The sequence below is a fragment of the Halalkalicoccus sp. CG83 genome (assembly GCF_037081715.1).
In the GTDB taxonomy this organism is placed as follows: Archaea; Halobacteriota; Halobacteria; order Halobacteriales; family Halalkalicoccaceae; genus Halalkalicoccus; species Halalkalicoccus ordinarius.
In genome coordinates, this window is record NZ_JAZDDH010000001.1 from 860,819 (window position 1) to 881,475 (window position 20,657).

Annotated in this window: 22 protein-coding genes; 11 read left to right on the forward strand and 11 right to left on the reverse strand. The window is 67.2% G+C overall.

Annotation, left to right across the window (positions count from 1 at the left end):
• Positions 1-53 precede the first annotated feature (53 nt).
• Complete coding sequence (locus V0Z78_RS04285) at positions 54-722, reverse strand: helix-turn-helix domain-containing protein (protein ID WP_336343386.1); 669 nt, start codon at positions 720-722, stop codon at positions 54-56.
• Positions 723-915: 193 nt separating this feature from the next.
• Here V0Z78_RS04285 and V0Z78_RS04290 point away from each other — a divergent pair, with 193 nt between their 5' ends.
• Positions 916-1,050 carry a hypothetical protein gene (locus tag V0Z78_RS04290; RefSeq protein WP_336343387.1) on the forward strand — a complete coding sequence of 45 codons (135 nt, stop codon included), beginning with the start codon at positions 916-918 and terminating at the stop codon, positions 1,048-1,050.
• Positions 1,051-1,611: 561 nt separating this feature from the next.
• On the forward strand, positions 1,612-2,847 hold the full coding sequence (locus V0Z78_RS04295) for an NRAMP family divalent metal transporter (RefSeq protein ID WP_336343388.1): 1,236 nt from the start codon (positions 1,612-1,614) through the stop codon (positions 2,845-2,847).
• A gap of 37 nt (positions 2,848-2,884) precedes the next feature.
• Here V0Z78_RS04295 and V0Z78_RS04300 read toward each other — a convergent pair whose 3' ends face one another.
• The 6 genes from V0Z78_RS04300 to aglM all read right to left on the reverse strand — a co-directional run bounded on the left by V0Z78_RS04300 (position 2,885) and on the right by aglM (position 9,128).
• Entirely contained in the window at positions 2,885-3,898 is a 1,014-nt protein-coding gene (locus V0Z78_RS04300; RefSeq protein ID WP_336343389.1) for an alcohol dehydrogenase catalytic domain-containing protein, read from the reverse strand.
• Between the two features lie 95 nt (positions 3,899-3,993).
• The gene (locus V0Z78_RS04305) at positions 3,994-5,217 is read right to left on the reverse strand and encodes an MFS transporter (RefSeq protein WP_336343390.1); all 1,224 of its coding nucleotides are present in this window, start codon (positions 5,215-5,217) and stop codon (positions 3,994-3,996) included.
• 60 nt (positions 5,218-5,277) lie between these two features.
• Entirely contained in the window at positions 5,278-6,471 is a 1,194-nt protein-coding gene (locus V0Z78_RS04310; protein WP_336343391.1) for a pyridoxal-phosphate-dependent aminotransferase family protein, read from the reverse strand.
• 156 nt (positions 6,472-6,627) lie between these two features.
• Positions 6,628-7,047: a DUF2267 domain-containing protein gene (locus tag V0Z78_RS04315; protein WP_336343392.1), complete on the reverse strand. Its 420-nt coding sequence runs from the start codon at positions 7,045-7,047 to the stop codon at positions 6,628-6,630.
• A gap of 83 nt (positions 7,048-7,130) precedes the next feature.
• Positions 7,131-7,835, reverse strand: a complete 705-nt coding sequence (locus V0Z78_RS04320) for a sugar phosphate nucleotidyltransferase (protein ID WP_336343393.1) — start codon at positions 7,833-7,835, stop codon at positions 7,131-7,133.
• Positions 7,836-9,128 (reverse strand): UDP-glucose 6-dehydrogenase AglM, encoded by a 1,293-nt coding sequence (gene aglM, locus V0Z78_RS04325; RefSeq protein WP_336343394.1) that lies wholly within the window; start codon positions 9,126-9,128, stop codon positions 7,836-7,838.
• A gap of 157 nt (positions 9,129-9,285) precedes the next feature.
• On the opposite strand from aglM, the gene V0Z78_RS04330 reads away from it, so the two are divergent.
• From V0Z78_RS04330 to V0Z78_RS04350, 5 genes are all read left to right on the forward strand, one after another.
• Positions 9,286-9,462, forward strand: a complete 177-nt coding sequence (locus tag V0Z78_RS04330; protein WP_336343395.1) for a hypothetical protein — start codon at positions 9,286-9,288, stop codon at positions 9,460-9,462.
• Positions 9,463-9,543: 81 nt separating this feature from the next.
• Positions 9,544-10,029, forward strand: coding sequence for a hypothetical protein (locus V0Z78_RS04335; protein ID WP_336343396.1), 486 nt, complete (start codon positions 9,544-9,546; stop codon positions 10,027-10,029).
• Entirely contained in the window at positions 10,022-10,528 is a 507-nt protein-coding gene (locus tag V0Z78_RS04340) for a metal-dependent hydrolase (RefSeq protein ID WP_336343397.1), read from the forward strand. Before V0Z78_RS04335 ends, V0Z78_RS04340 begins: the two co-directional genes overlap by 8 nt.
• Positions 10,529-10,646: 118 nt before the next feature.
• Positions 10,647-11,378 carry a UTP--glucose-1-phosphate uridylyltransferase AglF gene (gene aglF / locus V0Z78_RS04345; protein ID WP_336343398.1) on the forward strand — a complete coding sequence of 244 codons (732 nt, stop codon included), beginning with the start codon at positions 10,647-10,649 and terminating at the stop codon, positions 11,376-11,378.
• Between the two features lie 136 nt (positions 11,379-11,514).
• Positions 11,515-12,324: an aldo/keto reductase gene (locus tag V0Z78_RS04350; RefSeq protein ID WP_336343399.1), complete on the forward strand. Its 810-nt coding sequence runs from the start codon at positions 11,515-11,517 to the stop codon at positions 12,322-12,324.
• A 111-nt stretch (positions 12,325-12,435) separates the two neighbouring features.
• On the opposite strand, the gene V0Z78_RS04355 is transcribed toward V0Z78_RS04350, so the two are convergent.
• From V0Z78_RS04355 to V0Z78_RS04365, 3 genes are all read right to left on the reverse strand, one after another.
• Positions 12,436-13,584 carry an ABC transporter ATP-binding protein gene (locus V0Z78_RS04355; RefSeq protein WP_336343400.1) on the reverse strand — a complete coding sequence of 383 codons (1,149 nt, stop codon included), beginning with the start codon at positions 13,582-13,584 and terminating at the stop codon, positions 12,436-12,438.
• A gap of 358 nt (positions 13,585-13,942) precedes the next feature.
• Positions 13,943-14,803, reverse strand: a complete 861-nt coding sequence (locus V0Z78_RS04360) for a carbohydrate ABC transporter permease (protein ID WP_336343401.1) — start codon at positions 14,801-14,803, stop codon at positions 13,943-13,945.
• Position 14,804: 1 nt separating this feature from the next.
• Positions 14,805-15,773, reverse strand: coding sequence for a carbohydrate ABC transporter permease (locus tag V0Z78_RS04365; protein WP_336343402.1), 969 nt, complete (start codon positions 15,771-15,773; stop codon positions 14,805-14,807).
• Between the two features lie 120 nt (positions 15,774-15,893).
• Between V0Z78_RS04365 and V0Z78_RS04370 the strand changes: the two genes are divergently transcribed.
• The 3 genes from V0Z78_RS04370 (at position 15,894) to V0Z78_RS04380 (ending at position 19,324) form a co-directional block, all read left to right on the forward strand.
• Positions 15,894-17,168, forward strand: coding sequence for an ABC transporter substrate-binding protein (locus V0Z78_RS04370; protein ID WP_336343403.1), 1,275 nt, complete (start codon positions 15,894-15,896; stop codon positions 17,166-17,168).
• 143 nt (positions 17,169-17,311) lie between these two features.
• On the forward strand, positions 17,312-18,619 hold the full coding sequence (locus V0Z78_RS04375) for a dicarboxylate/amino acid:cation symporter (protein WP_336343404.1): 1,308 nt from the start codon (positions 17,312-17,314) through the stop codon (positions 18,617-18,619).
• Between the two features lie 210 nt (positions 18,620-18,829).
• Positions 18,830-19,324: a hypothetical protein gene (locus V0Z78_RS04380; RefSeq protein ID WP_336343405.1), complete on the forward strand. Its 495-nt coding sequence runs from the start codon at positions 18,830-18,832 to the stop codon at positions 19,322-19,324.
• Between the two features lie 51 nt (positions 19,325-19,375).
• Here V0Z78_RS04380 and V0Z78_RS04385 read toward each other — a convergent pair whose 3' ends face one another.
• Positions 19,376-19,549, reverse strand: coding sequence for a hypothetical protein (locus tag V0Z78_RS04385; RefSeq protein WP_336343406.1), 174 nt, complete (start codon positions 19,547-19,549; stop codon positions 19,376-19,378).
• 128 nt (positions 19,550-19,677) lie between these two features.
• On the opposite strand from V0Z78_RS04385, the gene V0Z78_RS04390 reads away from it, so the two are divergent.
• On the forward strand, positions 19,678-20,649 hold the full coding sequence (locus V0Z78_RS04390; protein ID WP_336343407.1) for a hypothetical protein: 972 nt from the start codon (positions 19,678-19,680) through the stop codon (positions 20,647-20,649).
• Positions 20,650-20,657: the final 8 nt, after the last annotated feature.

The following is a 20,657-nucleotide window of genomic DNA, read 5'->3' on the forward strand; positions in this document are numbered from 1 at the left end:
CTCGCACGCCGGCGTCGTCCGAAGCTGGCGGCCGAACGATCCCGTCGGTTCGATCAGTCCTCTTCGTCCTCCTCCTCGCCGCGGCCGAGGACGACCGAGTTCTCGACGAGCGTCTTGTGGCCGCGTCGGAGCCGCTCGGAGAGCGCCTGGTGGGAGACGTCGAGCTCCTCGGCGAAGTCGCTAAGCGAGACGCCGCGGGGAACGTCGTAGTACCCCCGTTCGTAGGCCGCGGTGATGGTCTCCTCCTGTTCGTTGGTGAGGCCGAACCGGCCCTGCCGCCCATCGTCGACGTTGTAGATCCGCTGGACGTCGAGCGAGAGGCCGTTCTCCCGGCAGAAGTCGTAGGCCCGCGAGAGCGAGTCTCGATCGGGGAACAACACCCGGAGGAACCAGCCGCTTCGGTTCCCCTCCGCGACGAGAATCGTCCCCTCCTCCTCGATGAGGATGTGAACGAGCGTCTGGATCGAGTCGAGCCAGTGCATCTGGTAGAGGACGGCGTCGTCCGGCCGGGCGATTCGATCGATCTCGTCGACGCTCGGATCCTCCTCTAGCGTCGATTCGAGTTCGTCCGAGTCGGCGCCCGTCGCCCAGATGTACGGCATGATCTCCTCGGGATCGTGGGCGACGATCCGTTCGATCTCGAAGTCGACGTCGAGGGTGTCGAGCGTATGTTGGAGGACGAACTCGTCCGCGGGGATGTGGAGTTCGGCGATGGTCGCCATGGAACCGGTAGCACGCCGAGACGGTTATACCGTCGCCTCCCCCCGTCCTCATCGGTTCGCGACGCGCCGGCGCGCGAGGAGTCGGAACGGGAGCGGCGCTCTGCGGTCATCGGCGTTCGACCGCTGAGAGGAAGAAACGAGAAGGACGCTTCACCGGTGGCGGTTCATCGAGAGAAGGGGTTCGGCGAGCGCAATGGCGCTCGCGGAATGTCCCAGTCCCGTCGAGGGTGAGGACGCGGATCCCGATCTCGAGGAGACCGACGGGGTCAGTCCTCCGGCCGTCTTCCGGTCGGCGCTGCGCTGCCGGGCATCACATCGCTGTTCGTGACGGTCATGAACGGCGAGAGACGGAGCATGCCGAGGCCGAGCACCACCGGGGTACGATGAACCAGGAGCCGAGGACCGATATCGCGAGACGGCGCCGAGTATCACGACGCCGACCGCAGCACCTTCGAGGCGCGGCCGATAGTCAAGTCACACGCCGGACAGCGCTTCGCGTCTCCCGGCGCCGGCCGTCCACACCGTTGGCACTCCCCCGTTTCCCTCCCGCACCGTTCTCCTCGCGTTCTCCCGTGTCGTCTCGTGGCGCCACGGTCTGCGTACCGCGTTGACACACGAATAGCGTGCTTCGATCCTCCATCTGGACTCGGCCCTCCACCGAAAGGGTAGGTGAGGGCCGATCCGTCGAACGCGCCGACACGCGAGAAGTCGTCTCGCGACCTCCGATCGGCGGGAGACGGTGGAGTTTATACCTGTTTCGTAGCTCGGCCTCAGAGATCCCTTTTCGAGGATACTCATTTATTTCTATTGATAAAATTAATGTATATATGGGATTGCAAGCTTAGACCTTATGCTATCATGGGACCAGAGCCGGGACGAGACCGATCACATGAGCACGGGCAACTATCTGGAGCAGCCAGTAAGACATACGAAGGAACTCGTCCGCCAGTACGGCCTCGGATTGTTGTTCGCCACCAACATCTTCGGTGCGGGGTCGGTGTTCATCCTCTCCGAGGCAGGCGCCAACTTCGGTTTCGGGCTGTTGTGGGTGCTACCGGTGACGCTGTTCGTGGGGCTCGGAATGCACGAGATGTCGGCGCGCCTCGCCGCCGACGATCGCCCGCTGATGGCCTACATCAAGGACGTCATCGGCGAGACCGCGGCCAAACCGTTCGCGATCGGGCTCTCGTTCATCATGCACTTCTGGAGCGTGGCCAACTACTCGATCGCCGGCGCCGTGGTCGTCTATCTCACGCCGCTCGCGAACCTCTACGTCGGCATCATCCTCACCGCCGCGCTCGGGGTCGCGCTCGTCGAGCTTCGGCTCTACAACCGAATCGAGGGAGTGATCGCGGCGCTCGCGCTGGCGATCTTCGCCTCGTATCTCGTCATCGTGCTCGGGCTCGACCTTCCGCTGGAGTCGATCGCCCAGGGTTTCGTTCCTCAGATCGTCTCCGACTTCGGGTATCTCACGATGATCATCGCGCTGATGGGGACCACCGTCTACTACCCCAACTTCTTCATCCAGACGAGCATGGCGAAGACGAAGGACTGGGAACTGGTGTCGCGCTACCGGCGTGATCACACGGTCGGGCTCGTGACGGTGATCGTGCTGAGCGTCGCGGTGATGACGGTCGCGGCGATGACGATCCCCGAGGGACAGGTCACCCTGACGGCCCCTGGAGAACCGCTCGCGGCAGCGCTCGGCCCGTGGGCGCTCGACGTGTTCCTCATCGGGGCGGGCGCCGCCTCGTTCACCAGCGCAACCGGCACGCTGTTCGGCGCGGGGTTCATCGTTCCTCAGGCGTACGGCCACAAGACCCGGTTCGGCGACTACCGGTTCCGCGGCGTCGTCAACTCGCTGATCATCCTCTCGGTGCTGCTGGCGCTGCCGATCCTCGCGTTCACCGACTTCACGCCGGTCACGCTCGCGATCACGATGCCGGCGGTCAACGGCGTGATCGGCCTGCCGATCACGGCGGTCGCGCTGTACGCGGCGGTCTCGCGGTACTTCGACGTCACGCGACTCGAAAAGGCCGTGTTCCTCGCCGTCGTGGTCCTGATGTTCGTCAGTTCGGCGCTGACCGCGGAGTCGCTGGCCCAGACGATCATGGGTCTGCTCTAGACCGTTCCGCCGGTCCGCGCACGACGTCTCCGATCGATTAAGGACGGACGATCAGCTTGCCGACCGTGTCGTCCTCCTGCATCGCGGCGAACGCCGCGGCGGTCTCCTCGAGGTCGAACTCGCCGTCCACGACGGGCTCGAGGGCGCCATCCGCGGTCATCTCCACCAGCCGTTCGAGATCCGGCTGCGTGCCCATCGTACTCCCGATCACGTGGTGGTGGGAGAGAAAGACCGAACTCACGTCGATCTCCCCCACGTCGCCCGCCGTGCGTCCGCAGACGACCATCCGGCCGCCGCGTTCGAGCGTCCGCAGCCCGGCCTTCAGGTATCCGCCGCCGCCGAGGTGATTGAGCACCGCGGTCGTCTCGCCGACCTCCAGGACCTCGTCGGCCATCTCTTCGGGGTCGTCGCTCTCGATCGTGTGGTCGGCGCCGAGGGCGGCGACGCGCTCGAGCCTCTCGGCCGATCGGGAGCTTCCGACCGAACGCGCGCCGAGGACGCCCAACAGCTGGATCGCGGCGACGCCGACGCCGCCGGTCGCGCCGGGAACGAGCACTCGATCACCGGGGCCGATCCCTGCCCGACGGATCATGTGCCACGCCGTCACGTACGCCGTCGGCAGCGCCGCCGCGGCGGCCGGCCCGACGCCGTCGGGCAGGCGAACGAGCCGGTCGGCCGACACCAGCGCCTCCTCCGCGAGCCCGCCGTGATAGAGTGAGAACTCGACACATCGGTTCTCGGGGCCCTCTCGACAGTAGCGACACGTCCCACAGCTCTGGTTCGGACAGAGCACCACCCGATCGCCCGGGTCGACGTCACAGTCCTCGCCGACGCGCTCGACGACGCCGGCGACGTCCAGCCCCGAGACGAACGGGAGGTCGGCCGCATCGACCATCGCCGAGTCCCCCTGGAGGATCCAGAGGTCGTGGCGGTTGATCGCGCACGCCTCGACGTCGACGACCGCCTGACTGGGCTCCGGTCGGGGGTCGTCGCGCTCCTCGATCGAGACGCCGTCCGGACCGATCAGTTCGCTGAACGCGGCTACGCGCATGCACGGGTCCTCGGATCGTCGGGCCATAGTTCCTCGCCCCGGTGGCCGGAAGCGCCTCGCTCGAACCGCCCCGGGGAACTCACTGTGCGACGGTTCTACTCCCGGAGGCGACCCGCGGCGACGATCGCGCCGGCGCCGACCAGCGCCGCCAGCCCCGCGGCGACGAACGCCGGCGTGTAGCTGCCGATCGCGTCGTGGCCGGCGCCCGCGACGTACGGAGAGGCGAGCCCCGCGATCCCCAGTGACGTCGAGAGCAGACCGAACACGGCGTTGATGTTCTCCCGACCGAACAGGTCGGCCGTCAGCGGCGCGAGCAGCGCGCCGTTGCCCCCGTAGGCGAAGCCGTAGACGACCGCGAACGCGAACAGCGGTATCGCCGCGTCGAGCGCGGGGAGCACGAGGGTCGCCGCGCCCATGACCGCTGAACAGGCGGCGAACGTCCGCACGCGACCGAGTCGGTCGGCGGCGTGGCCGACGGTGACCCGCCCGACGACGCTCGTCCCGCCGACGAGCGCGATCGCCGTCGCGCCGACCGTCCGCGAGAGCCCCAGGTCGAGGACGTGGACGACGAGGTGGGCGAGCACGACGTAGAGCGTGGTGTAGATCAGCAGCCAGCCACAGAACAGCGCGAGGAACGCCGGCGAGCGGGCGATCGCCACGACGTCCGCGAACTGCTCTCCCAGAGCGGTCCGCTCGTTCGCGTGGAAACCGCCGTCGAACTCCCGTTCGGGGACCTCCTCGGGTTCGGGTTCGTCACGGATCGCGCCGATCATCGCGCATAGCAGCACGACGACGCCGGCGGCCATCACCAGCAGCGCCGACCGCCAGCCGAATCGTACGATCAGCGCGTCCGCGGCGGGTGCGACGACGAGCATGCCGGCGCCCAGACCGGCCGACGCCAGGCCGCCGGCGAGTCCCTGTCTGCGGTCGAACCACCGGGGAACGGTCGCGTAGGAGACGACGAAGACGACGCTCAGCCCGAGTCCCGTAACGACGCCGTAGGCGACGACGAGCACGGCGAGCGACTCCGCACGGCTGGTCCAGACCAGCCCGAACGAGAGGACGGCCGCCCCGACCGCGAGCATTCGGCGAGTGCCGTAGCGGTCGATCAACACGCCGATCCCGACGGCGCCGAGATACAGCATCAGCGACTGGACGCCGAAGGCGATCGACGTCGTGCCACGCGAGCGGCCGAACTCCGCGAGCATCCGCTCGAAGAAGACGCCGAAGGAATAGGAGAGTCCGAAGACGACGAACGAGCCGAGGAAACACGCCCCGACGACGACCCAGCCGTAGTAGGTCCGGCCCTCGTGAACCATCGATCGTCACTGCAGAACGCTCGTCCATAGTTCGACCGCTCTCCCGTCGATCCGCAGTCGTCAGCGATCGTCGTCGAGCGCGCGGCCCGCCGCCGCGATCCCGGCCTCGGGGTCGACGTCCGCGCCCGCCGCGGAGAGCGCCGAGCCGAACGCCGAGACGAACCCGAGCGCCTTCGCCGGCCGTGCGGAGTGGCCCATGCAGCCGACGCGGAAGACCTCGCCCTCGAGGGCGCCGAGCCCGCTGACGATCTCGATACCGTGTTCCGCGAGCAGCCGGTCGACGACGGCGCCGTCGTCGACCGCCGACGGGACGCGAACGGGGTTGAGCGTCGGCAGCCAGTGCTCCTCGGCGACGTTCAGCCCGACGCCCATCGCCTCGACGCCGGCCACGAGCGCGCCGGCAACGCGCTCGTGGCGCTCCCACGTCGACTCGAGACCCTCCTCGACGACCATGCGAAGCGCCTCGCGCAGCGCGTACGTCGTCGAGACCGGGCCCGTGTGGTGGTAGCTGGGGTCGTCACCCCAGTACTCCCAGACCCCCTCCAGGTCGAGATACCACGACCGGACCGGCTCCTCCCGCGAGCGAACCTTCTCCATCGCGCGGTCGTTCAACGTGATGGGGCTCGCGCCCGGCGGCGCCGAGAGGCACTTCTGGGAGCCCGAGTAGACGACGTCGACCTCCCACTCGTCGGTGTGGAACTCGACGCCGCCGAGCGACGCCACCGTGTCGGCGATCGCGTAGGCGTCGTTCGCGTGGGCGATGCGGGTCAGCTCGGGGACGTCCGTCTGGCGGACGCCCGTGCTCGTCTCGCCGTGGACGAACCCGAAGACGGTCGGGGAGTGTTCGTCGAACGCCCGCTCGACGGCCGCCGGATCGAGCGGCTCGCCCCACGGCGCGTCGACGGTGACGACGTCACCGCCCGCGCGGGCGGCGATCTCCCCCATCCGTTCGCCGAAGTAGCCGTTCGACGGGACCAGAACGGTCTCGCCGGGCTCGACGAGGTTCGCGAACGCGGTCTCCATCGCGGCCGATCCCGTGCCGCTGACCGCGAGCGTGTGTTCGTTCTCCGTCCGGAACAGGTACCGAAGCGCCTCCGTCGCGTCGTTCATCATCTCGACGTAGAACCCGTCGAGGTAGCCGACCAGCGGCGTCGCCATCGCGCGGAGCACGCGCGGGTGGACGTCGCTGGGTCCGGGACCCATCAGCGTCCTGTCGGGCGGTACGAGTTCGCCGATCTCCGGAGCGTCGTCCATACCGTAGAGACCCCGAAGAAGGTCAAAAAGGCCCCGCTTCGACTGCCGGGTCACGGATGTCCCGACCGTCGAGGACGCGGTGCTCTCCGAACGAGCGATGGCGTGATGTGCAGGAAGGTGGAACGTGTAAATCGGTCCGATCCGCCTTTTCGGGACTTAGAACTGCTCCTCGCTCATATCGACCGGCTCGAACAGCTCCTCGAATTCCTCGGGGAGCTGTTCGCGCGCGTTATCGAGCTCGCCGCCGCTGACCGCCTCGCCCAGCGTCGTCGTCACGGCCTGTGCGTGGAGCCCGCCGTCGATCGTCGCCTCCTCGATCCGGTCGCGCTCTCGCTCCTCGACCCGCTCGACGAACTCGTCGACCGGGAACTCCTCGGCCTCGGGCCGCTCGTCGTTCGGATCCGTCAGGGCGTTCTCGAGGGTCGCCGGGAGCTGGGAGGCGATGTCCTCGGCCTCGCCGCGCGTGATCCGTTCGCCGAGCGTCCGGAGCGTAGCGGTCGTGGCCGCGTAGGCGTCGTCGTCCGATTCGATGTTCGCGTGTCGCTGCACCGTGAAAACGAACTCCTCTTCCTGCATGGTCGACGGTGACTGCTTGAGGGAGTTCAACCCCACGCCTGCATTCGTCGGCCGTCGTCGACCCGGTCCGGCCCGAATCCTCGCTACAGTAGCGTCTCCGCGCGTTCGACGTCCGCGGGCGTGTTGACGTTGACCCGCCAGCCGTCGAGTTCGATCGTCTCGATCCGTGTCCCCTCCTCGACGAGCAGCGTCAACGCGTCCGGGAGCTCGTACTCGTCGCGTCCCGAGGATTCGATCCGTCGACACGCCTCGATCGTCTCCGGGGGGAGGGCGGCGAACCCCGTGGTGACGAGCCGCGACGGCGGGTTCTCCGGCTTCTCGACGATCGATCGGACGGTGCCCTCCGCCGAGAGATCGATCACGCCCGTGTGGCGCGCCTCCGCCTCGGAGACCTCGTCGACCAGCAGGACACCGTCGACGTCGTCACGACGGAAGCGTTCGACGACCTCCTCGAGGTTGCCCCGGAGGACGTTGTCGCCGTTCATGACGAGGAAGGGGCCGTCGACGTGGGATTCGGCCTGCGCGATGGCGTGAGCGAGGCCCCGTTGCTCGGCCTGTTCGGCGTAGCTGATCGGCGTTCCCTCGAACGCCTCGCCGTAGTGTTCGCGGATCGCCTCGCTCTCGTAGCCGACGACGACGATCAACTCGTCGACGCCGAGCTCGACGAGCTGTTCGAAACAGTGGGTGAGGATCGGTTTCCCGGCGACCTCGATCAGCGCCTTCGGCGTCTCGTCGGTGAGCGGCCGCAGACGGGTCCCCTCTCCCGCGGCCGGAACGACCGCCTGCATCTACCAGGTCAACCCCTCGTACGTGATCCCCTCGCGGGGCTCGACGATCCGTCGACCGTCGATCACGACCGGCTCCTCCATCGTCCCGAACTCGTCGTCGAGGGCGGCGAACTCGTCCCAGTCGGTGACGACGAGGACGCCGTGAGCCCCGTCGAGGGCGGCCGCCGCGCTCTCCGCGTACTCCACGTCGGGGAACAGCTCGCGCATCCGTTCGGTCGCGACGGGGTCGTACGCCACCACGTCGGCCCCGCGTCGCTCGAGGCCCTCGATCGCCGGGATCGCCCGCGAGTTGCGGACGTCGTCGGTGCCGGGCTTGAACGCGAGTCCCAGAACCGCGATGCGCTTTCCGGCGGGGTCGACGTGTCTCTCGAGCAGCGCGAGCATGCGATCGGGCTGGCGGTCGTTCACGCCGACGACCGCATCGAGCAGTTCGGGCTCGTAGCCAGCCTCGCGGGCGGCCGCCCGGAGCGCGTCGACGTCCTTCGGGAAACACGAGCCGCCCCAGCCGACGCCCGAGCGGAGGAAGCTCGCCTCGATCCGGTCGTCGAGACCGATCGCGTCGGCGATCCGGTAGGCGTCGACGCCGAACTCCTTGCAGACGTTGCCGATCTCGTTGATCAGGCTGATCTTCGAGGCGAGAAACGCGTTGTTCGCGTACTTGATCATCTCGGCCTCGCGGATCTCCGTCTCGATCACGGCGGGATCGGCCCGCTCGATCAGCGGCTCGAAGACGGCGCGGAGCCGCCCGTGGCCCCAGTCGTCGTCCGCTCCCAGCACGACCTTATCGGGGTCGAGGAAGTCGGTGACTGCGGTTCCCTCGCGGAGGAACTCGGGGTTCATCCCCACCCTGATCCGGTCGCCAACGCGTTCGCCGGCGCCCTCCTCGATCGCGGGGACGAGGCGCTCCTCGGTGGTCCCGGGAATCACGGTGCTCTTGACGACGATCAGATGCTCCTCGCTCGTGCCCGCGAGCGCCTCGCCGACCGAGCGCGCGCCGGTCTCGATGATCGAGGCGTCGATGCTGCCGTCCTCGCGCGAGGGGGTCGGCAGCGCGAGGAACGTCACCTCGCAGTCGGTGATCGCGTCGTAGTCGGTCGTCGCGCGGAGCCGCCCGCCGGCGTGCTCGGCGAGCAGGTCGTCGAGTCCGGGTTCGTGGATCGACGCGCGCCCCTCGTTGAGCCCCTCGACGATCCCTTCGTCGATGTCGATCGCGGTCACGTCGTGGCCCAGATCGGCGAAGCAGGCGGCGATCGTCGTCCCGACGTAGCCGCTGCCGACGACTGCGACTTTCATTACGTTCACCGTCTTCTCTCGGCGTAATCAGCGTTTGGATACGTCCGTTCCCGACCGGCGCCGTCGGCCGGACGGATCTTCCGAACCCGCGAGCACCGGCGCGGTCTGAGCATGCCGGGCCCGGATTTTTACCACCTCGTGGCGAACGATGGAGGACATGGTCACCACACTCGCGATCGCGAGGAAGGCGATGAAGTTCGGCTACAAACGATACGGCGTCCCCGGCGCGATCGTCTCCGCGCTGATCGCCGTCATGGGCTATCGCTACCTCAAGAAACAGCTCCGAATGAGCCTGGAGTCCGGTTCGGACTCCGGATCGGAGTCGGAAGCGTAGGATCGCGGTTCCCGCCGTTCGGCCGCGCGGTATCGCTAGGGGTCGACGGAGCTATGGTTCCGTCGTTCGGATGACTCGAGGATGATCGATCGTCTCGGGAGCCGTCTCCTGGGTCTGGCAGTGTTGCTCTGTGTCCTGTTCGGGCTACTCGTCGGGGCCGGAACGCTCGCACCCGACCCGTCGATGAACCGCTATCCCGACCACGGTGCCCTCGACGGGAACTACGACGCCTACGAGGGAGATCGGGTCGAGGTCTCGGGCACCGTCGTGGCCGTCGACCCGGTCGTCGTCGAGCACCGAGACGACATCGACGGCGCACTGACGCTCACGATCGAGAACGTCGACGAACCGGTCGAGCCGGGCCAGGAGCTTCGCGTCTTCGGTACCGCTCGGCCCGGCGGGACGATCGACGCGGAGGAGACCGTCGTCGTCTCCCGGTGGGAGACGTACTACGCCTGGATCGTCTCGTTCGTCGCCGGTCTCTGGGTGCTCGGGCGCTTCCTCCGTGACTGGCGGTTCGATCCCTCGACCTCGAGCTTCGAACCCCGGGAGGTACGCGATGCCTGATCTGCTGACGCACGTCCTGGTCGCCTACGCCGCCGCCACGGTCGCGTCGTGGCGCTACGAGTGGCTCGGACCGCCGTACGTCACCGTTGCGATGATGGGTGCGATGATCCCCGACATGACGAAGGCCCGGCTCCTCGCCCCTAGCTACCGCGTCGAGTCGCTGCTGGGCGTTCCGTTCGACTGGTTCGCCCTCCACACCGCCGGCGGATCCGTCGTCGCGGTTCTCGTCGGCACCCTCCTGGTCCCCTCGCGCCACCGGAGACGGGTGTTCGTCCTGCTCGCACTCGGGGCGGCGTCCCACCACCTCCTGGACCTGTTGTTGATCAACCCGTCGGGCCACTCCTACGCCGTCTTGTGGCCGCTGACGGGGTACGAACCCCCGACGCCCGGCCTCTACCTCAGCACCGACCGCTGGCCGACGATCGCGAGCGGCGCCCTCGCGCTCCTCGTCGGGTGGGTCGATGCTCGCCGGCCGGGCGACCGTGGTGCGGACGGCTGATCCGTGCATCGCTCGCCCGATCCGGCCGTCCGGTCCTCTGACGCGTTCGGCGGTGAGAACGTTCCTGACCTGCTTCATCCGAATATATTTACAACAGTAGTGAGACCATAATCGTAGAATGAAAGCAGTCGTACTCGCGGCCGGCAAGGGGACTCGATTGCGCCCGCTCACCGACGACAAGCCCAAGGCGATGGTCGAGGTCGACGGAAAGCCGCTCGTCGCCCACTGCTTCGACCGGCTCGCTGAACTCGGCGCCGAGGAGTTCGTCGTCGTCGTCGGCTACATGAAGGAGCACATCATCGAGCACTTCGGCGACAGCTACGAGGGCATCCCGATCACCTACGCCCACCAGCGCGAACAGTTGGGCCTGGCTCACGCCCTGCTGACCGTCGAGGACCACATCGACGAGGAGTTCATGCTGATGCTCGGCGACAACATCTTCAACGCGAACCTCGCCGACGTGGTGCGGCGCCAGCAGGAGGAACGCGCCGACGCCGCGTTCCTGGTCGAGGAGGTGCCGTGGGAGGAGGCCTCCCGCTACGGCGTCTGTGACACGAACCACCTCGGCGAGATCACCGAGGTGGTCGAGAAGCCCGAGGACCCGCCGACGAACCTCGTCATGACCGGTTTCTACACGTTCACGCCGGAGATATTCCACGCGTGCCATCTCGTCCAGCCCTCGAACCGCGGCGAGTACGAGATCAGCGAGGCGATCGACCTGCTGATCCGTTCGGGTCGGACGATCGACGCGATCGGACTCGACGGCTGGCGGATCGACGTCGGCTACCCCGAGGACCGTGACGAGGCCGAACGCCGCCTTCAGGAGGAGGCCGAGGCCGTAGCCGACTGATCCGGCCGCTCGACCGCCCTCGAGCGATCCGAACGGACCCGCGTGAGCTGTTCGACGACCCCGAAGCACCCCCGGCGTTCCTCTTGACGGTGCGGCGAGCATCACGTTGATCTACCCGCCCCTACTGGTCTCGAGCATGCCAGGAGCGATGCCCCGGATCGGACTCGGGACGTACTCGGCGTCGAACAGGGAGCAGTGGATCGACTGCGTGCGGACGGCGCTCGACGCCGGATACCGACACCTCGACACCGCGCAGGTCTACGAGAACGAGGAGTACGTCGGTGAGGGGATGCGGCGTGCCGACGTTCCCCGCGAGGACGTGTTCCTCGCGACGAAGACGGTCCACGTCGACGTCCCCGGCCCGGAACGCGAGGACGTCCGCGAGGCCGTCTCGGCCTGTCTCGACCGGCTCGGAACCGACTACGTCGACCTGCTCTACGTCCACTGGCCGGCGGGCTGCTACGACCCCGAGACGACGCTCGGCGCGTTCGAGGAGCTCCGGGAGGAGGGCGCCGTCCGGCACGTCGGCGTCTCGAACTTCGAACCCGAGACGCTCGACGTCGCCCTCGACGTCCTCGATGCGCCGCTGTTCGCGAACCAGGTCGAGTGCCACCCGCTTCTCCAGCAGGAGGCGCTTCGCGAGTACGCCGTCGAACACGACCACTGGCTGGTCGCCTACTGTCCGATCGCGCGCGGCGAGGTCTTCGACGTCCCCGAGATCACCGACGTCGCCGACGCCCACGACGCGACGGCCGCACAGGTCGCGCTGGCGTGGCTCCTCTCGAAGGAGAACGTCGCGGTCGTCCCGCGCTCGACCAGCGAGGACCACATCCGCCAGAACCTCGCGGCACGGGAGCTCGAGCTCGACCGGGAGGAGATCGAACGAATCGACGGAATCGACCGCGAGCACCGGATCATCGACCGCGAGTACGCGCCCTGGAACTGACCCGCACCACGGAACCCGCCTTCCGGCTGCCGTCTACCGGTTCGACGGCGTACTCGTCTTCGGGCCCTCGACCACACGGCGACCGATCGACGACGGCCGACCGCGCGGTCGTCACTCCGCCGTAACCATGTGTGCCTCGAGCGCCTCCCCCTCGTCGATCGCCTCGCGGTTCTTCACCGCCTCGCCCGTTCGACGATCGAAGAGGTGGACGCGCTCCGGCGGGAAGACGACGTGGAGTTGCTGGTCGTCGTCGATCCGGAGCTCGCCGCTGACGCTTGCGGTGTAGGACTGCCCGCCGACGTCCAGATACAGCTGGGTGACCTCGCCCATCGGCTCGACGACCTCGACCGTCGCGGGGATCGCGTTCTCTACCGACGGGTCGGCCAGCTCGACGTCCCCGGGTCGAATGCCGAGCGACAGTTCGGCGGGCGCGTCCTCGAGTGCACGTTCGATCTCCGGGGTGATCTCGTAGGTGAACTCGTCGGCCTCCAGTCGGCCGTCACGGTAGGTGACGTCGAGGAAGTTCATGCTGGGCGAGCCGATGAAGCCCGCGACGAACGCGTTCGCCGGCTCGTGGTAACACTCGAGCGGCGTGCCGACCTGCTGGAGTTTGCCCTTATCAAGCACGGCGATGCGATCGCCCATCGTCATCGCCTCGGTCTGGTCGTGGGTTACGTAGACGGTCGTCACCTCGAGGTCGGACTGGAGCTGTTGGAGCTCGGTCCGCATGGTCGTCCGGAGCTTCGCATCGAGGTTGCTGAGCGGCTCGTCCATCAGGAAGATCTCCGGATCGCGAACGATCGACCGGCCGAGCGCGACGCGCTGTTGCTGGCCGCCCGAGAGCTCCTTCGGCTTCTTATCGAGGAGCTCAGTGATGTCGAGGAGGTCGGCCGCCCACTCGACCTTCTCCTCGATCTCCGCGCTCGAGAGATCGGTGGTGTGTTTCAGCCCGAAGCGCATGTTCTCGCGGACGGTCATGTGGGGATAGAGCGCGTAGTTCTGGAACACCATCGCGACCCCGCGTTCCTTGGGTCGGTCGTCGGTGACGTCGACCCCGTCGAGGGCGATCGACCCTTCGGTAGGCATCTCCAACCCCGCCAGACAGCGAAGCGTGGTTGACTTCCCACAGCCCGATGGCCCGACCAGCACCAGGAACTCCCCGTCCTCGATCGTGAGGTCGAGGTCCTCGACGGCGACGACCTCCTCTTCGCTCCCCTCGCTGTAGCGCTTCGTCAACCCCGTTACGTCGACTCGACCCATGGTGGTTTTCCTCACAATCCATTGAGAACAGCGCTAATAAGTCTCTCCCTTGCTCTCACGACCAGCCGGGAGACCCGCTAGCTGTCTGGATTTCGCGTACCGATCCGCCGGGTCATCTCGGTCGTCCGTTCCGACGGAGGGCAAACCTATCGTTCTCCACAACGATACCGGTACGCATGGACCCGGAGCACCGCGTTCCTCAGGGCGGCGGCGTGCCGTGGCGCGACCTGAAACGCGCGGAATCGAGATCGACCCCGACGTCGCCCGCCGACATCTCGCCGACGGCTCCGAATTGATCGTCTAATCGGGCGCGCCTGCGTGCAGCCGGACGGTGGAGCGCGGTCGGCAAAGGACATCGTCACGCCTTCCCGACGCCCGCGGTGAGTCCCTCGACGACCTTGCGCTGGAAGAACAGCATCAACAGTAACAGGGGGACGATCGACATGAAGACTGCAGCGGAGATCGTCGCCCAGGGGTAGGTGTACTCGCCCTGATAGAGGGCGATGCCGACGGTGATCGTCCGCATCTGGTCCTCGGTCATGAACGTCAGCGCGAAGAGGAACTCGTTCCACGCGTAGATGAAGACGATGATCGCGGTCGTCGCCATCGCGGGCGCCGAGACGGGCAGGATGATCCGAAACAGCACGCCGATGTGCGAGAGCCCGTCGATGAGTCCGGCCTCCTCGAGCGAGTCGGGCAGCTCCTTGAAGTACGCCTGGAAGATCCACACCGCGAACGGGAGCTGGAACGCCGAATAGGGGATGATCAGCCCCAGGTAGCTGTTCAACAGGCCGGTCTCCCGCGCCAGTTCGAACAGGGGGATGAGCCGGCCGAAGAACGGCAACATCGCCGAGACGAGGATGATCATTAGCACGTGCAGCTTGAACCGGAAGTCGAGGCGAGACAGCGCGTAGCCGGCCATCGACCCCAGCACGACGCAGATGATCGCCGTCCCGGACGCGACGATGAGGCTGTTGAGCAGATACCGGGCGAACGGCGCCTGCTGGATCGCCGTTACGTAGTTCTCGAGGGTGACCGTCCGAGGGACGTACTCGACGGGGAAGGTGATCACCCGCGAGGCCGGCTTCAGCGACGTGATGAGGATCCAGATGATCGGAAAGAAGGACACCAAACAGATCAGGACGATCGACCCGTAGAAGCCGAGGAGCTCGCCGACCCGCTGGAGATCGAATCGTCGGCGTCCGCTGTCGGAGCTCACGTCAGCGCACCTCCGGTTCGTAGAGCGTCGCGACGTAGATCACGCAGATGGTCATCGCGATCAGCGTGATGATCGTCGCCGCGGCGGCCCCCTCGCCGAACTCGAGGTTGTTGAACGTGTGCTGGTGGGCCCAGAGGACGAGCGTGGTCGTCGATTCGCCGGGGCCGCCGCCGGTCAGGCCGTAGGGAAGGCCGAACGCCTGGAACGCCGGCAGCGTCCGGAAGATAAGCGCGACGAGGATGACGGGCTTGAGCAGCGGAAGCGTGATCGACCAGAATTGATGGAACACCGAGGCACCGTCGATGTGTGCGGCCTCGTAGAGGTGATCGGGGATCGACTGTAGGCCGGCGAGCAGGATCAGCGCGACGAACGAGCTCGTCTTCCAGATCGTCACGAACAGCATCGCGCCCAGCGCGACGTCCGGATGCGAGAGGAACGGGAACGGCTGGCTCAGGATCCCGACGCGTACGAGCAGGTCGTTGATCACGCCGTACTCGCCGTGAAAGAGCCACGCCCAGATGCGCGCGTTGATGATCGTCGGCAGCGCCCACGGGAACAGGATCGCCGCCTGTGCGACGTACTTCCCCCAGAAGTCGCGGTTGACCAGCAGCGCCAGCCCGAGTCCGATCACCATCTCGACCGGGACGCTCACGAACGTGTAGATCATCGTCACGGTAAACGCGTTCCAGAACGAGGCGCTCGAGAGCACGGAAACGTAGTTCCCCAGTCCGACGAACTCCGCCTCGCGCGTGGGCAACAGCGCGCCCGTCTGGAGGCTGGTCCAGACGGTGTCGATGATGGGGTAGTAGGAGACCAGGAAGAGATACGTGAGGACGGGAACGAGCAGGAGCGCCGCCATCTCCCCGTCGGTGAACCGCCGTTTCCTGTAGCGGCGGTACCGGTCCTCCAGTGCGGATCGGAGGTCCCCGCCGCTGGATCGGGAGTACCCCTCCCCAGTATCGCTTGCCATATCCGTACACGAGGGACTCCAAACTCCCACATAAAAATATGCCCTGCATGATACGTTTCGACGGCCCGACGACGCACGCCGGGGTAACGATTATTGTCGTCAGTTCGAAACGAGGTACGCATGTCTGATACGCAGCGTCGGCGGCTTCTGAAAACGATCGCGCTCGGAGGCAGTGCGGCCCTCGCCGGCTGTTTCGGCGGCGACGACAGCGACGGGGAAGGGTCTGACGAACTCCAGTATGTCTACCCTGGCTACTTCGGAGCCGACGCCGAGGACCTCGCGCCCGCCTTCGAGGAGGAAAGCGGCGTCGAGGTGAGCACCCAGCAGATCGCCCCGGAAGCGGCGGCCGCCCGGGAGTACTACGTCAACCAGTTCGTCGCCCAGTCGTCGGACTTCGACGTCGGGAACATGGACATCATCTGGCCGGGGGAGTTCGCGGCCAACGGCTGGGCGGCCGAGATGGACGACCCCGAGGGACACACGGAGAACATGATCGAGACGCCCGTCGAGGCGGTCACCATCGATGACACCCTCTACGCGATGCCCATCCACACGGACGCGAACGCGCTGTACTACCGCAGCGACGTCCTCGAGGAGTACGGCTACGAGCCGCCGGAGACGTATATGGAACTCGTTGAGACCGCCCGGGACATCATGGAGCAGGACGAGGAGGACTGGAACGGTTACGTCTGGCAGGGCGGAACCAACGAGGGGCTCACGATCATGTGGCTCAACTGGCTGTGGGGGATGGGAGGAAGCGTCGAGCAGGGCGAGGAGATCGTCGTCAACAGCGAGGAGGGGGTTGCGGCGCTCCAGCACGCCGTCGACCTGATCCACGAGTACGGGGTGACGCCCGGCCACGTCCCCTCGAGTTCGACGGACGAGAACCGCGAGACGTTCCAACAGGGCAACACGCTGTTCATGCGAAACTGGCCCTACGCCGTCTCGCTGATGAACGAGGAGGGTTCGGAGGTCCGAGGCCGGTTCGACGTTGCGCCGCTGCCGACCCACGAGAGCCAGCCCGACGCGGCCAACTCCTGTCTCGGCGGCTGGAACGTCTTCATCAACGCCTTCGCGCAGAACGCCGAGGCCGCACAGCAGTTCGCCACGTTCATGAGTTCGATCGAGGCCCAGGAGATCATGGCGCTCGAACACAGCCGTCTGCCGGTCCGACGGGAGATCTACGAGGACGAGGAAGCCCGCGAACAGTTCGAGCTACTGGAGGTGTTCGAGGGGATCCTCGACCGCACCCAGGCTCGACCGGCGATCGAGGCGTATCCGACGTTCTCGGAGATCGTCTACACCCAGGCGAACAACGCGCTCGTCCAGGAGAAGAGCGCCCAGGACGCGCTCGATGACGCACAGCAGCAGATCGACGAGGAGATAAACGGGTGATCTGATCGCGCGACCGGATCGCGGTGGCGGCCGCGGCTTCGGCCGGGTCGCCCTTCGATCACACGCCGATTCGAGCGCCACACCCGTGATTTTTTACCCCTCCCGGAGGAGGAACACGTAGCGTTCACTAGGTGTGATGATCGATGTCAACATCCACGACCACCTCACGAACCCTCTGGAACCGATACCGCGCAGTCCCGATCGTCTATCGGATCGGAGCGGCGTTCGTCCTCGGATCGCTCGTCGGACTGATCGTGGGCGAACCCGCGACGGCGCTGCAACCGCTCGGCGACCTCTTCGTCCGGCTGCTGAGCATGATCGTCATCCCGATCGTCGTGTTCACGCTGATCATGGGCGTCCGACAGCTCGCGCCCTCGACGCTGGGGAAGGTCGGGGGGCAGGTCGTCGCGCTCTACGCGATCACCTCGACGATCGCCGTCGCGATCGGCCTCGTCATCGCGAACCTCATCGATCCCGGTGAGGGGCTGACGCTGACCGAGGCCGAGTTCGACACCGCCGAAGCGCCCGGCTTCGTCGAGGTGTTCCTCGGGATCGTGCCCGAGAACCCGATCGGGGCGATGGCCAACGGCGACGTGTTGCCGACGATCTTCTTCGCGCTCGTCTTCGGGCTCGCGTTGACGATTCTCCGCGAGGAATCACACGACGAGACCGTTCGTGACGGAGTCGAATCGATCTTCAACATCATGGAGGCGGGCGCGGAGGCGCTGTTCAAGATCGTCTGGGGGATCATGGAGTACGGCGTCATCGGCGTGTTCGCGCTGATGGCCGCCGTCTTCGGCGAGGCCGGTACGGACGCGCTCGTTCCGTTCGCGCTGTTGATCCTCGCGCTGTTGATCGCCGTCACGATCCACATCACCGTCGTCTATCTCGGCGCGATGATCGCGGTGTTGGCCCGACAATCGCCCGGCGCGTTTCTCGTGGGATCCAAGGAGGCGATGATCACCGCCCTGAGCATCCGCTCTTCGAGCGGGACGCTCCCGGTCACGATGTCGAACGCCGACGAGAACCTGCGGATCAACGAGGGGATCTACGGCTTCTCGCTCCCGCTCGGCGCGACGATCAACATGGACGGCACGGCGATGTATCAGGGCGTCGCTGCGGTCTTCGCGGCCAACCTCGTCGGCGTCTCGCTGTCGCTCGGCGAACAGGTGACGGTCGTCGCGATCGCCGTCCTCGCGAGCATCGGCTCGGCCGGCGTCCCCGGGACGGGTCTGATCATGTTGACGCTCGTGCTGACCCAGCTCGGCCTCCCGCTCGAAGTCGTCGGGTTCGTCGCCGGCGTCGACCCGATCCTCGATCGGCTCCGGACGATGACGAACATCACGGGCGACCTCGCGGTCGCGACCCTCGTCGGCCACTGGAACGGCGCGGTCGATTTCGGAGCGGGCGTCTGGGACGGGGCGACCGCGGGCGTCACCGCCGACGACTGACACCCCGGTCCCGGTTCCGGTTCGATCCGTCGGGAGGTAGCGCGATCGGACACCTACGGACCGAGACGACGAGCACGCATCGACGTCGGTCTCGGAGTCCGAGGCACGATCGCCCCGGCGTGCGGACCGGACCCCGATGCGAGCGCATCGCGAACGCCGTGACGAGCTCACACCCCAATCTCGATGTTCGTCGAGCGCGTACGGGGTCCTATGAACGACCCGAGTTCTCCGTCCTCCCTCGCTGAGCTTCCGAAGACGTCCACCGATCCGGAGGCGACGGCGGCGGTCGACGACGAGTCCCGGTGGTGGTACTGGATCGCCGCCTATCCGGTCTACAGCCTGCTCGCGATCCCGCTCACGCTCCTCGCGGTGGTTCTCTTCGCCTCGGTCGGCGCCGCGACGGCACCGATGGGGCCCGCGGGACCCGATCGGGGGGTCGTCGGACCGGCGATGTCCGGCGTCGTCGCGCTGGTCGTCGGGATCGTCGCCATCTACGCGCTGCTCGGGCTCGTCCTCACGCTCCTGCTCCCGGTCGCGCTCTACCTCGACGCGACCGAGCTCACCGAGTCGACGGTGGCCTGGTCGCCCGACCCCATCCTCTACGGGCTGGTCGGACTGCTCAACTTCCTCGCCGCGCCCGTGGTCGGCATCATCGTCGCGCTCTACTACCTCTATCGACGCCACGAGCACGTCGGTACTCCCTGATCGGTACGCGGTAGCCGAAGGCTCCTTCGCGCGCGGCGAGCGTCCGTGGTATCACCGGCGAAACCGCCGTGAAGGCGCCGATCCGATCACGAGGCCCGCCGCGAGGAGCACGCCCGCCGGCGCGGGCTCATCGATCTCGAGCGTCCCGACCGGCTTCGATGAGACGACGCCTCCATGGCCCCGAGGCGACCGGAGCGACGTCGCGTCCCCGCCGTCGACCGGCACGTCCACTGCTCGGCGAACGGCCGGGCTCCGACGTCGCCCCGCCGGCCGTCGGTGGCCGTCTTCACGATCACCGGCCCCGGCAGGCGAGCGGTTCTTCTCCGACGGCGACCTCTGCTAGGGGGAGAGCCATGGCCCGAGGACACCGATACGGCGACGCCCGCGACCGCGGAGCGACCAGCACGGCCGGCGGGGAACGCGAGTCGGCGGAGCGACCCCCCGAGCCGACCGGCCGAAGCGCGGCGTCGACGGCGGACGACACGGGGGCGTCGACGACGGAGGGTTCCGAGGACCGCCCCGGAGCGGAGGAGACGGTTCTGGTCCGGCTCCCCGAGTTGCTCGAGGTGCTCTCGGTGCGCCTCGAGGCGCTCAAGTCGGCGATCGTCGCCGAGGCGGACGACGAGACCGTGATCGAGATCGCCGAGGGCCTCTGGACGATCGTCGACGAGGCGCTCGACGTCCTCGAGACGATCGATTTCGAGGAGCTTCCCGACGCGATCGACTTCGAGGAGTTCCCCGACGCGATCGAGGCCGAGAAGTTCTCGAGCGCGATCCAGGCCGGCGACGCCGCCCGGGCGATCGATCTGGCCGAACTGTACGAGGCGGTCGATCTCCGGGAGCTCTGGCGGGCGGTCGACCTGACGTCGCTCAGAAAGGAGGAGCGAGAGCTCCGAGAGGAGATCGAGCGATTCCTCGAGGAGAACGGCGAGGCGATCGGTGCTGACGACGGTTCGGCGTCGGACGACGACGAGAACGGGGAGAGCGACCTCCTTCGAAACACGGCGAACGCGTTTCTGGGCGCCGAGAGCAGACAACAGGCCCTCCAACAGCGCATCGGCAAGGCGATCGACGCGTTCCGGGTCGCGCTGCTCGAGACCCATGCGACGATCCGTGATCTGTACGAGGCGAACCAGCGGAAGCTCGGCGGATCCGGACGTCACTCCGGCTCGCGCAACCCGACGGCACGCTCGACGCGCTCACGGGGTCCGCTTCCCGACTCGATCTCGACGCGGGTGTCGACGGTACCCCGGCGAGTCCGCCACTCGCGGACGAAGCCCCGACCCCGGATCTACGGCCGCCGGTTCGAGCGGGTGCGACGGTGACTACCGGC